The organism is Alteromonas sp. P256 (assembly GCF_036864455.1).
Taxonomy (GTDB): Bacteria; Pseudomonadota; Gammaproteobacteria; order Enterobacterales; family Alteromonadaceae; genus Alteromonas.
The window spans coordinates 391,047-403,577 of sequence record NZ_JAZETM010000001.1 but is presented as its reverse complement, the minus strand read 5'-3'; the positions used below and the strand labels follow the sequence as shown (position 1 = coordinate 403,577).

The 12,531-nt window shown below is 44.9% G+C and carries 8 protein-coding genes; 4 read left to right on the top strand and 4 right to left on the bottom strand.

Going from position 1 to position 12,531, the window contains the following annotated elements:
- Nucleotides 1–3: 3 nt before the first annotated feature.
- Both V7R39_RS01780 and mutS read right to left on the bottom strand, forming a co-directional pair.
- Nucleotides 4–1,635, bottom strand: a complete 1,632-nt coding sequence (locus V7R39_RS01780; RefSeq protein ID WP_334027564.1) for a CTP synthase — start codon at nt 1,633–1,635, stop codon at nt 4–6.
- Nucleotides 1,636–1,849: 214 nt separating this feature from the next.
- Nucleotides 1,850–4,453: a DNA mismatch repair protein MutS gene (gene mutS, locus V7R39_RS01775; protein ID WP_334028120.1), complete on the bottom strand. Its 2,604-nt coding sequence runs from the start codon at nt 4,451–4,453 to the stop codon at nt 1,850–1,852.
- 115 nt (nt 4,454–4,568) lie between these two features.
- Between mutS and V7R39_RS01770 the strand changes: the two genes are divergently transcribed.
- The 4 genes from V7R39_RS01770 (at nt 4,569) to V7R39_RS01755 (ending at nt 9,074) form a co-directional block, all read left to right on the top strand.
- A complete protein-coding gene (locus V7R39_RS01770; protein WP_334027562.1) occupies nt 4,569–5,108 on the top strand; it encodes a CinA family protein in 540 nt (179 codons plus the stop codon).
- 344 nt (nt 5,109–5,452) lie between these two features.
- Nucleotides 5,453–6,487 carry a recombinase RecA gene (gene recA / locus V7R39_RS01765; protein ID WP_163105169.1) on the top strand — a complete coding sequence of 345 codons (1,035 nt, stop codon included), beginning with the start codon at nt 5,453–5,455 and terminating at the stop codon, nt 6,485–6,487.
- Between the two features lie 588 nt (nt 6,488–7,075).
- A complete protein-coding gene (locus tag V7R39_RS01760) occupies nt 7,076–7,882 on the top strand; it encodes an ATP-binding cassette domain-containing protein (protein ID WP_334027559.1) in 807 nt (268 codons plus the stop codon).
- Nucleotides 7,866–9,074, top strand: a complete 1,209-nt coding sequence (locus V7R39_RS01755) for an ABC transporter permease (RefSeq protein ID WP_334027557.1) — start codon at nt 7,866–7,868, stop codon at nt 9,072–9,074. The genes V7R39_RS01760 and V7R39_RS01755 overlap by 17 nt, the downstream gene beginning before the upstream one ends.
- Before the next feature lie 133 nt (nt 9,075–9,207).
- On the opposite strand, the gene V7R39_RS01750 is transcribed toward V7R39_RS01755, so the two are convergent.
- Together V7R39_RS01750 and V7R39_RS01745 are read right to left on the bottom strand one after the other, a co-directional pair.
- Nucleotides 9,208–9,531, bottom strand: a complete 324-nt coding sequence (locus V7R39_RS01750) for an EscU/YscU/HrcU family type III secretion system export apparatus switch protein (RefSeq protein ID WP_032094308.1) — start codon at nt 9,529–9,531, stop codon at nt 9,208–9,210.
- A 14-nt stretch (nt 9,532–9,545) separates the two neighbouring features.
- Nucleotides 9,546–12,197: a flagellar hook-length control protein FliK gene (locus tag V7R39_RS01745; RefSeq protein ID WP_334027554.1), complete on the bottom strand. Its 2,652-nt coding sequence runs from the start codon at nt 12,195–12,197 to the stop codon at nt 9,546–9,548.
- Nucleotides 12,198–12,531 lie beyond the last annotated feature (334 nt).

The window sequence follows — 12,531 nt, the reverse complement described above, 5'->3', positions numbered from 1 at the left end:
AAACTAGTGATTTTCTTTTTGGTATTTGCCTGCAGCTTCAACAAATCCTTTAAACAACGGATGCCCATCGCGAGGTGTTGAAGTGAATTCAGGGTGGAACTGACCTGCGATAAACCAAGGATGGTCAGGTATTTCGATAACTTCTACAAGTCGTTTATCAGTGGACAAACCACTGACTTTTAGACCTGCAGCTTCGATTTCATCGCGTAAGTTGTTATTAACTTCATAGCGGTGGCGGTGGCGCTCGAATATTTCGACGTTGCCATACATCTCATGCACTTTAGTGCCTTCAATTAAATGACAAAGCTGGCTACCCAATCGCATTGTACCGCCAAGGTCTGACGTTTCAGTGCGCGTTTCGGTAGTACCTGCTGCATCTAGCCATTCTGTGATTAACCCCACCACAGGGTATGCAGTTTGTGGGTCAAATTCTGTGCTGTTGGCTCTCTCCATACCTGCAACATTTCGCGCAAATTCTATTAGCGCTACCTGCATACCTAGGCAAATACCCAAATACGGAACTTTATTTTCACGGGCGTAGCGAGCTGCAGCAACTTTGCCCTCAATTCCTCGCTCACCAAATCCGCCAGGCACTAAGATAGCGTCTAGCTTTTCAAGGATTTGCGTGCCTTTACTTTCCACATCTTGAGAGTCGATATGATGAATGTTCACGGTCAGTCTGTTTTTAAGACCAGCATGCTTTAATGCTTCGTTAACGGATTTATACGCGTCTGGCAACTCAACATACTTACCAATCATGCCTATATTCACTTCGGCGGTGGGATTTGACTCTGCGTAAAGCACCTGTTCCCACTCGACTAAATCGGCTTCTGGGCAATCAAATCCGAAGCGATCCACAACAAGCTGGTCCATTCCCTGCGCTTTAAGTGCAGCTGGAATGCGATAAATGCTATCCACATCTTTTAATGAGATAACCGCTTTATCTGCGACGTTAGTGAAAAGCGCGATTTTAGAGCGCTCACTGGTAGGTAGAGCACCTACAGAACGACACACAAGAATATCGGGTTGAATACCAATAGAGCGCAACTCTTTAACTGAATGCTGGGTTGGCTTTGTTTTTACTTCACCGGATGCTGGCATATAAGGCACTAGCGTAAGGTGCATGTACATAGCACGCTCGCGGCCTACTTCAGTGCCTAGTTGGCGAATGGCTTCTAAGAAAGGTTGTGACTCAATATCACCTACGGTTCCACCCACTTCTACAATGGCAACGTCGTGACCTTCAGCACCTTCAATTACGCGACGTTTAATTTCGTTGGTAATGTGTGGAATGACCTGAATTGTGGCGCCTAAGTAATCGCCGCGACGCTCCCGTTTAAGTACTTCTTCGTAAACACGGCCTGTGGTGAAGTTGTTGCGTTTTGTCATACGGGTGCGAATAAAGCGCTCGTAGTGACCAAGATCAAGGTCTGTCTCTGCACCGTCATCGGTAACAAATACTTCACCATGCTGTATAGGGCTCATTGTGCCCGGGTCGACGTTGATATACGGGTCGAGTTTTAACATGGTAACGGTGAGACCGCGTGCTTCAAGAATTGCTGCTAATGATGCTGCTGCAATACCTTTTCCAAGCGATGAAACTACACCACCAGTGACGAAAATATAATGTGTCATGCGAAACCTAGAACGTTAGGGTTGTATGGTAAATATAGGCCGATTTCAGAAAGAAACCATCTACACTTTGGACGGGGCGATAGTATACGCAAAACCATGTTAACAGACAATCTATTTGCCCACATGATGTGCAAAATCACACCAGGTTTATGCTAAATTTAGGCCAAATTTACGCCAAGTTTAGGTCAACAGTGACCTAAACTTGGCTTTGCGGCTAAGACTGACTTAAGCGCTTTAAGGTGTAAATAAGGTCGAGAGCTTGGCGCGGAGAGAGCTCATCAGGAGATATGTTCGCAAGGGCATCGACAGCAGGGTTGGGTTTATCTGGAAACAGCAGTTCTGCTTGGCCTTTTGGCTTTGCGTCTGATACAGCCTTTGTTGTCGCTTTTGTTGTAGCTTTGGGGGTGCTTGCCGCCTTATCAGGCGTGCTCTCTTCTCCTTGTATCATAATATGAGAAGATTCGAGCGCAGCGAGCTTTTGTCGGGCGGCTTGAATAACGGTTTTTGGAACGCCCGCTAACTGCGCTACCTGAAGCCCGAAACTTTTGCTTGCTGCACCTTCTGACACCTTATGCATAAAGCGAATGGTATCTTCAAACTCAACAGCATCTAAATGCACATTTACTACACCTTGCTGTGTATCTGGCAGCTCAGTAAGCTCGAAATAATGAGTAGCAAAAAGGGTATAGGCATTAAGCTGCTTGGCAAGGTAACTTGCACATGCCCACGCCAGTGAGAGCCCGTCGTAGGTGCTGGTTCCACGGCCAATTTCATCCATTAACACCAATGAATTTTCTGTGGCATTATTGAGAATATTGGCGGTTTCTGTCATTTCTACCATAAAGGTTGAGCGGCCAGAAGCAAGATCATCAGACGCACCAATGCGGGTGAAGATACGGTCAAGTTTACCAATGTGAGCCTGTTGAGCCGGTACGAAACTACCCACACATGCGAGCAGTGCAATAAGAGCTGTTTGACGCATGTATGTAGATTTACCGCCCATGTTAGGCCCCGTAATTATTAGCATGCGCCGTGCGCTATCTAGCTGAAGCGGATTGGCGATGAAAGGCGCTTTCATTACATTTTCGACAACAGGGTGGCGACCTTCCCCGTAAGTAAGTGCACACTCTTTGCTGAGCCTCGGCCTATGCCAATCTAGAGCTATTGCCCGTTCGGCGAAACAACACAGCACATCGAGTTTTGCCAGCGCAGCGGCACTGTCTATCAGGCTATTTAAGTAAGGCGTAAAGTCATCAAATAGTGCCTCGTACAGTTTTTTCTCTAGCGCAAGCGCCGCCCCCTGACTACTAAGTACCTTATCTTCGTGCTCTTTTAATTCAGGAGTAATAAAGCGCTCGGTATTTTTGAGCGTTTGGCGACGGATATATTCCGTGGGTGCATTTGCGCTATTGGCGCGGCTAATTTCAATGAAAAAGCCATGTACTCGGTTGTATCCTACTTTAAGGGTAGAAATACCAGTACGCTCTCTTTCTCGACGCTCCATTGCCTCAAGATAGTCGGTAGCGCCCTGAGAGAGCGCGCGTAATTCGTCTAATTCTTCATTGTAGCCAGGTGCTATGACGCCGCCTTCTCGGATAATAACCGGCGGGTTATCAATAATGGCCTTATTAAGCAGTGTTTGCAGTTCGGGATAAGTGCCGATGGTTTCACTGATTTGTTTTATTTGGCCAGTTTCAAAGCGCGATAATGCGTCGTGTAAATCAGGTAAAGCGTTAAACGCGTTTTTTAATCTAGCAAAATCACGAGGTCGCGCAGAGCGAAGGGCTAAGCGCGCCATAATACGTTCTATATCACCAATGTGTTTTAGGGCGCTGCGAATATCGTCAGGGTTATCATCAATAAAGGCGTCAACGGCGTCTAATCGACTCTGTAGCTCATGTTGGTCGGTTAACGGTGAATGGATAACCCGTTGCAACATACGGCTACCCATCGCCGTTGTGGTGGTGTCCATCACACTAAAAAGCGTGTTTTCTTGACCGCCAGATAAGTTATGGGTGAGCTCTAAATTGCGCCTTGTCGCTGCGTCTAGCTGAACGCGGCTGTCTTGCTGTTCGGTTTGTATTTGCCTTATATGAGGTAGGGCAGTTCGCTGGGTGTCTTTTACATATTGCAACACGCAGCCCGCAGCGCCTAACCCTTTGGTTATGCCTTTAAGGCCAAAACCATCAAGGGTCTTGGTCTCAAACTGCAGATTCAGCTGCTCATCTGCGGTATCAATGTCAAACTCCCACTCAGGACGACGTCGTAACCCTTTCCTGTTTTCTATTAGCGATACATGCTCAAATCCCTCTGGGTAGAGCAATTCAGCAGGGTTGACTCGTTGAATCTCGGCGAGCAAGTTCTCATCATTATCGCATTCAAACACCACAAATCGTCCGCTAGTCACGTCGAGCGTGGCTAAACCATAGTGCATTGTGTGGCCACACACTGCGGCTAATATATTATCGCGACGCTCTTCTAGAAGCGCTTCGTCGGTGACGGTACCCGGTGTGACAATACGCTGAACTTGGCGTTCTACTGGACCTTTACTCGTAGCGGGGTCGCCTACCTGCTCACAAATTGCCACCGATTCACCCATTTTAACCAATCGGGAAAGGTAACTCTCTACCGCGTGATAAGGTACACCAGCCATTGGAATGGGATCGCCGCCAGACTTGCCCCGAGCCGTCAATGATATATCGAGAAGATCTGCAGCTTTTTTGGCATCATCAAAAAACAATTCGTAAAAATCGCCCATGCGATAGAACAAGAGAATATTCGGATGCTGCGCCTTAATCGTAAGGTACTGGCGCATCATAGGAGTATGTGATTCCAAAAAAACGGCCTCGATAGATATGTTTATGGTGTTAGTGCGTATGGTAACAAATAAATGATAAACTCTGTGCAACAAAAAGCACTGACGGTAAATTGATATGACCACACCATTTTCAACGGTTTCTAATACAAACGCTATACCTCTGGTGCTTGATAGCGCGTTAAATACCCAAGTAATGGCGATTGGTGATGTGTTGCGTGAAAGGGGGTGGACAGCATCTTCTGCTGAGTCGTGCACTGGCGGCGGTATTGCTTTCGCGTTTACCAGCGTGGCAGGCAGTTCAGATTGGTTTAATCAGTCTTGGGTAACTTATTCTAATAAGGCTAAAACACAGGAACTGTCCGTAAAGGTTGAAACCCTTGAAGCGCATGGTGCTGTATCGCAGCAGACGGTGACTGAGATGGCGCTTGGTGTGCAAAAGCGATGCGGAGCAAACGTGGTGATTACGGTTAGCGGTATTGCTGGGCCTGGTGGCGGTAGTGATAACAAGCCTGTTGGTACTGTGTGGTTTGGTTTCATTTGTGGGGATGATGCTTTTCAAGTTAAGCAGGTGTTTAGTGGCAACAGGGATGAAGTGCGTGGTCAAGCGGTAGCGTTTGCAATCAATTACGTACTGAAAATGCTTAGTGCCAGTTAAGCCAAACATATTCGGGCGTGTTGGAAAAAATAATTAAAACACTGGTTGAAACTGTATGCTTGTACAGTATAGAATGCATCCAGAAATTGTTAAGGTGTAGATGTAGTTGTTAGTCATAGCAACATTAGATTTACGCGCGGTTTTATAGCGCTGAGTCACTACTAACGGTGTTTTGGTGTGAGTGCACCTGTATAAAAGTTAAAATATAAGAATGTATAAAAGTTAAAATATAAGAATGTAAAAAAGTTTTTTTATATTTTAATTTTTACTCACATTCATGTTCCAACTCTTGTTGATAATAAACGCAATGTGACGCGCAAGAGATAAGCATAGGCATAGTTAAAATGACAGATCAAAATAGAACTAAAGCGTTAGATGCAGCGCTTTCCCAAATTGAAAAGCAATTTGGTAAAGGCTCAATTATGAAGTTGGGCGAAAACAAGACGATGGATGTGGAAACGATTTCTACAGGCTCCCTTGGGCTAGACATTGCGCTTGGTGCGGGTGGTTTACCACTTGGCCGAATTGTTGAAATTTACGGTCCAGAATCATCGGGTAAAACAACGTTAACCCTTGAAGTTATTGCTGAAGCGCAGCGCCAGGGCAAAACTTGTGCGTTCGTCGATGCGGAACACGCGCTAGACCCTATTTACGCTGAAAAACTTGGCGTTAACATTAACGAGTTATTGGTATCGCAACCTGACACGGGTGAGCAAGCTTTAGAAATTTGTGACATGTTGACACGCTCTGGCGCTGTTGACGTTATTGTTGTCGATTCTGTGGCGGCGCTAACACCGCGAGCTGAAATCGAAGGCGATATCGGTGATTCACACGTTGGCCTTGCTGCGAGAATGATGTCTCAAAGTATGCGTAAAATTACGGGTAATCTGAAACGCTCGAATACAATGATGATTTTCATCAACCAAATTCGTATGAAAATTGGTGTAATGTTCGGAAGCCCTGAAACAACGACAGGTGGTAACGCACTGAAGTTTTACGCGTCTGTGCGCTTAGACATCAGAAGAATTGGTTCGGTAAAAGAAGGTGACGAGGTTGTCGGTAACGAAACTCGCGTTAAAGTCGTTAAGAACAAAATCGCGCCTCCTTTCAAGCAAGCTGAATTTATCATTCGCTACGGTGAAGGTATTTCTAAGCACGGCGAGTTAATCGACTTAGGCGTTAAGCACAAGTTGGTTGATAAAGCCGGAGCGTGGTATAGCTACAACACAGACCGTATCGGTCAGGGTAAAGCGAACAGCATGTTGTTTTTAAAGAACAACCCTGCCGTATCGGACGAGATAGAAGCTAAGCTTAGAGAAATGTTGCTTCCAAGTAAAATCGTTGAAGATAAAAGCGAAGAGGCTGGTGAAGAGTCATAAGCACCACCAGAGAGAGCATCTTACTCAAATGACGTGTGAGAAGCTCAATCCTCTTTAAAATAATTAAAACCGCCATCAAGGCGGTTTTTTTGTGTCTATCAATCGTTATCGATAGCCGAATAGAAAATTAACGATATTGTTCAACAGAAAACATTTACTAACATTTTTCGCCTGAATAATCCTTGTTTACATGACCAATTAGAGGAATGCTGTAATTAATCACAAAAAGAAAAGACTAATAGTCTGTTCGGCGTTTCATCTAAGCGCAAAGTAAAGCGAAAAACAGTAAAGCGAAAAACAGTACAGCGAAAAATTACAGTGACAAGTAGTACAGTGACAAATTGTACAGCGCTAAATAGTGAAAAGATAAATAGTGAAAAGATAAATAGTGAAAAGATTAATAGAATGTTCAAGCAATAGCCCAAGCTACGAACGTTGTATGTTTATGCAAAATAAAGTATTTCTAATAAGATAAAAATAAATAGTGTAATGCTGCTTGTGTTGTAAGCATCACTGAACGTCATCGGTTTATGAATACGCGTGTCGCTTACATAAATCGTAACTAACAAAAGAGAAGAGGGAACGTCCATGATTGAAATAGCTGGCCTCGCTAAACGCTTTGAGGTCGAGAACCCGAAAAAGCTTAGCGAACAAGAGAAAAAAGATCCGCGTTTGAAGGGGCGTTATTTTCAGTCTGTTAGGGATGTATCCTTTACATGTCAAAGTGGAGAGGTTCTTGGTTTGCTTGGGCCCAATGGAGCGGGTAAAACGACGACGCTTCGTATGTTATCAACGGCACTTCGTCCAGATAGCGGCAGCGTGTTAATAGATGGCCAAGACATTTTGGCGAATCCTAATGTTGCACGTAAAAAGATAGGATTTTTATCGAGCTCCACAGGTTTGTATGGCCGACTGACTGGCAGAGAAAATATTAGTTACTTCGGCGAACTGCATGGATTATCGAAAAGTACGATTAATGCTCGTATTGAAGAAATGGCAGACTTACTTGATATGCAGAGCTTCTTAGAGCGACGAGCCGAAAATTTTTCATCTGGGATGAAGCAGAAAGTATCAATAGCGAGAGCGGTTATTCACGAGCCTTCACTTGTTGTGCTCGATGAGCCCACCACGGGTCTAGATATTATGGCTACCAGCACCGTAATGGAATTTATCCAGCGATTAAAAGACAAAGGCACGCCCGTTATTTTCTCTACCCACCATCTCGATGAAGTGCAGACGCTGTGTGACAAAGTCACCGTCATCAACCAAGGTGAAACGGTATTTAATGACTCATTAGCGGCGTTCAGTGCACTGTCTGATGGCCAAATGCACAAGAGTTTCCTTAAAACACTAGAAACAGGATCACAGGAGAAGAGCAATGTGGTTAATCTTTAAGAAGGAGTTTAAAGAGTTATTGCGGGATAGAAAAACTATCATCTTTATGATCTTGTTACCGCTATTACTATTTCCCGCGATCTTTGGTGTGGGCATTTTCTTTATGAGTAATGCCGCTGAAAAGGCAGAAAACGAAATTTTAAAATATGCCATTGTTGGTGAAGCTTATGCGCCAGATATTGTTGAGTCGTTCAGTCAGGCTTCTGATAAGTTTGAGCTAGTCGCTATTGACGGCGCCGCCACCGATAAACAGGGCTACGCAACGCTGATTAAAAACGAAACCTTAGACTTCGTGCTAGTAATACCTGAAACCTTTAACCCTGACATTTTGACATCTGGGCAGCACAAAATTGAGCTTTATCTTAATGACGCTGGACTTAATAAGGTGTATGGACGGGTAGCTGAAATTATCGATGTATATATGGATGAGTACCAGCTTTCTGCATTTACGCAGTTAGGTTTAAATGAATCTCAGCAGGAGGCGCTGCTAAAACCCATTTCAATTGAAAAGCAAAATATTGCTGATGATAGAGAAGTGTGGGGAGAGCGTATTGGCGGCTTCCTTCCTTATTTTATATTCATACTGTGCTTACAAGGCGCAATGGCACCGGCCGCTGATTTGGGGGCAGGGGAAAAAGAAAGAGGGACACTGGAAACATTACTTATCTCACCAATGGACAGGTACAAACTTGTACTGGGTAAATTCTTTACGGTAAGCGCTGCGGGGATCATTACTGCCCTCATCACCGTATCATCCATGGCTCTGTGGGGAATAGTTTTATCACAAGGTATGGCCATCGAATTTGTCGTTGAAGTGATGTCCATGATTGGCATTGTAGATTTTGTACTTATATTTCTTATGTTGGTGCCTGTGGTGGCAGTATTCGCAGCTATTTTGCTTTCCCTTTCTATCTATGCGCGCTCATTCAAAGAAGCACAAAGTTATATGGGCTCGCTAATCATGGTGGTTATCTTCCCTGTGCTGATTGCCATGATGCCTGGTGTAGAACTAAAAGGTGCGTGGGTGTGGGTTCCGTTAACGAATGTAGCTCTTGCGATGAAGGAACTGTTTAAGGGCACTATGGACTACTTTGCGTTGTTCGGTATTTTTACCTCCACAGCCGTAATAGCAATAGGTCTTATCATGTTCTGCATTCATTGGTTTAACAAAGAAAAAGTACTCTTTAGATAGCCAATTTACTGGTATAAGCGAGAGCGCCCTGTGTGGATGGAAGGTTGTTAATCCTACCAGCCACACGGGGCGTTTTTTTATGGCGTGGGATATTCTCGAAGGCTGTATATTCGGCCAACACAAAGGGGAAGTTTCATACCTCAAAATCGATTCGTTTGATAATACCTTCCCAGCCCGGTGGGATCTTTCCTTGCAGAACGTATGAGTAGGCAAGCAGCTCTGCGATGACAAAGTACAAGGACTCTGGGATATCTTGGCCTACATCAAGTGTGGCAAGGACTTCACTTAAGTAAGGGTCTTCATGGATAAGTATTCCTGTTTCTTCTGCCATAGCAATGATGGCTTCGGCGAGGTCGCCATATCCCTTTGCCACCACTTTGGGCGTATTTTTTTTGTCGCCTCCTTCGTACTTGAGGCCTATGGCACGTTTAGCCTTGTTTTGCTTATCTGAACTCATCGCAATAACTCATTTCACACTTTGGTCTCAAAAATATGATGTGGACGGCTGTTGAGTGTGTCCGGTATATGGCCGCGCTGAAAACTCGAATTTTCAACATGAAGCCCCAGCTCTTCTAACCGTTTGGTTAAATATGGCAGTGTATCTGCAATCCTTGCCAAAATAACGTCATTTGACGCATACAAGTCGAGGGTTATTGACTCTTTATCTATTTTTGATTTGGCGAGTACCTGCCCTGTATCGCCGATATCCAACTTCATAGTGACATTCCATAGCCCCCGCTGACCGCTATTTTCTTGCTGTTGGTGCTGCTTCTGATTTTCGCGATAGATGAGCAGTTCCGGTGGCGTGCTGTGTTGAGACAGCGTGGGCAGCACGTAATAAAAAGCATCCTGACCTTGAATACGTGTATCTGCTTGAGTCACTTTGCTTTGCTGATGATTGGCAAGTAACGTTTTTAATTGAGCTAACAGTTGCTGACGTCCATCTAACTGGTTTACATCTTGACTAACTCTGCTTGGCTGAGTGTTACTTCCCACGCTTGCTAAGGTTTTGGAGATAATAGAGTCAGGTGCATCTATTTGCGACTTCAGACTGGGCTGTCGTTGCAGGGCTCTTCCCGCTAGTGCGAGCTGAACAAGTGCAACAAGTCCTTGTACAAAACTCGATACCGCAACGGGAGAAGTCAGCGTTGATGGCGTTGCCAAAAGTGCTGGGCTGTTTAGCAGCGTTTGAATACGTTGAGGCAGTGACGAGTCAGCCCCTGGCGAACCGGCCTTTAAGTTAACGTCTTTAACCTCTTTGTCCTTCCCCGTGCTGTCAGTAGATTTCACGTCAGACTCGGCTAAAGCGTTTGTCATTTCTTTGACTAGCGCGTTTCGTTCACTTGCACTTATTTGCTGCTTGCTGGTGTTATTTGAGAGTTGCTGCAATAGATTATTAAAAAGCTCCACCGAAGCGCTTTTTGCTTCAGATTTTATCATTTGAGCAATGGATCCCAGCGTGGGCTTTGTTGCGTTTGCTTCTTTGGTCAATTGGCTGCTCGCTGTGTTTTCCACCGCATTTGCATTGTGAGTAGAAGATGCCTTTTGTGCAGGCAATCCTTGAGTTGTTTCAAGCTGAGGCTTGTTTAGCGCTGAAGGCGAAGCCGAGCGAATATCTATGCTTTTTAGTTGCTGTATTAATTTGGACAGTGCAGATGACGTATCTTGTTGGGCTATGGAATTGCCTTGTACCTGCCCAAGAGCGCTAGTGTTCGGTCTATTCTCTACAATGGACACTAGGGCTGTAAGGGCGCTAGCGGTGCTGCCAGTTTGATTCAACAAAACACGGGAGAGTGAGCGAATGGCGTTATGTACATCACTGCCGCTAAGAGACTCAGGTGAAGTTTTAATACTGGCATTGTGAGTATTATTAACACTATGAGAGTTAAGCAATGACGCATTAGGTGCTAGCCGTGAACTTGCCCCTTTTCCAGCGCCCGTTATTTCAATCCCAGTTAGTTGAGATGTCGGCAAGCTTTTAACATTGATATTACGCAGCTGCTCTGTGCTCAATTCAGGCATTATGCCCTTAGCTAAAAGTGAAGCTGAAGCCGGTAGTGAAAATGTGGTAAGCAGGCTATTTTTCGTAGTGTGAATGTTTAGTGTAGCGTTTGCTGCGTCCTTTGTACTTAAGGAAAGTAAACTTACGGCTTTTAAAGTGTTACTGCCAAAACTTGAGTTTAATAACGACGCCGAGCCAGGGAGGAACTGCTTTAGCGCTGCAGTTACACCGCGCTCTTGAGATATTGCCACACCGCCTTGTTTAAGCGCCTGCTCAATAAGTTGGTATTGAGCTTTTGCACCTATATATCCTAATAATAGGGAGTCTAAGTTTGTGCGCTGCTGTGCAGAGCCTTTGCCCGTTAACTCGTTGGCAATATTATTTAAACTAGTGTGTAGTGTAAGCGCAATATTCCCACTTTGCGTCCTGTTAAGGCTGATGGAAACGTCTTTGCCAATAAGGTTTTGAAGTGATGCCATTGACTTAGCGTCTAATTGCGCCAAGGGCAAATGAATTGATTTACCTCCCTCTATACCAAGGGTCACTTCTTTACTGGTAACAGAATGTAGTGGTGCCCTAAGCGATACCGCGGCTCCTTCAGCGTTCTTTAAAGCTTCTGCGATTGCTTTAAACAGTTGCCCTTGTTTATCTAAGGGAATACTCATGCTCTGCGATGTCACCTCTACAGACGCCAGTGCAGCTTGTACTGTGGCCTTTGCTATAGAACCTGTTGTTCCAGAGCTATTTACTCCAGAGACACTTGCCTCAGAGCCACTTGCCCGGGAGCCGAGGGATATGAGTTGAGGCTGCTGTATTCCCCGGCGAGAAACAGTATCGGGGACACGTAAATTCGCTTTTAACTGGGGAGTGCTTAGGGCCAATACATTATCCGGAAGCCGAGCAACAACTACCTTAGCGGCGTTATCAATTGCGACCGCCCGTGATAGCGGGGTGCTCCGGGATTGATTCATAGCGCCTTGTTGAGTAGGTGTTTGGCCTGTATCAGCGGATACGGGGTTGGCGCTTTGACTGCCAGCAGCGCTCGCAGCGCCTGTTTGCCCTGTAGATTGTGCTGTTGTTTTCAGTACATTCGCGAGAATATTGGAAAGTTGCGACGTCATGTGATTGGTATCGGCCTTGGCATGTTTTTCCTTAGCTACGTAATTGATAAAGGCACAATCGATTATTATAGTAAAGCAGGTTAAAAGCCGCCTGTTAAACCAGTTACAAGCTCGCCGGTTAATTCGCGTATTCGTTCATTTTTTACGAAGCATATGAACAACCCAGCTAATGTTGTAGATAGCGTGGGATGGAAATGATAAATCGTTAATAAAATGACAAGAAAACTGTTGAAGTAAATCATATTTAATTGATATTCGCGACTGCGAAAATGCCATCCTGTGATAAACTAGCGTCAATTTTTAAAGGTAGTAATTCGTACAGAAGGTAGGCGTC

Coding starts and splice junctions, on each gene's coding strand:
- V7R39_RS01750 (WP_032094308.1), bottom strand. CDS start 9,531: ATGAGTTCAGATAAGCAAAACAAGGCTAAACGTGCCATAGGCCTCAAG.
- mutS (WP_334028120.1), bottom strand. CDS start 4,453: ATGATGCGCCAGTACCTTACGATTAAGGCGCAGCATCCGAATATTCTC.
- recA (WP_163105169.1), top strand. CDS start 5,453: ATGACAGATCAAAATAGAACTAAAGCGTTAGATGCAGCGCTTTCCCAA.
- V7R39_RS01770 (WP_334027562.1), top strand. CDS start 4,569: ATGACCACACCATTTTCAACGGTTTCTAATACAAACGCTATACCTCTG.
- V7R39_RS01760 (WP_334027559.1), top strand. CDS start 7,076: ATGATTGAAATAGCTGGCCTCGCTAAACGCTTTGAGGTCGAGAACCCG.
- V7R39_RS01755 (WP_334027557.1), top strand. CDS start 7,866: ATGTGGTTAATCTTTAAGAAGGAGTTTAAAGAGTTATTGCGGGATAGA.
- V7R39_RS01745 (WP_334027554.1), bottom strand. CDS start 12,197: ATGACGTCGCAACTTTCCAATATTCTCGCGAATGTACTGAAAACAACA.
- V7R39_RS01780 (WP_334027564.1), bottom strand. CDS start 1,635: ATGACACATTATATTTTCGTCACTGGTGGTGTAGTTTCATCGCTTGGA.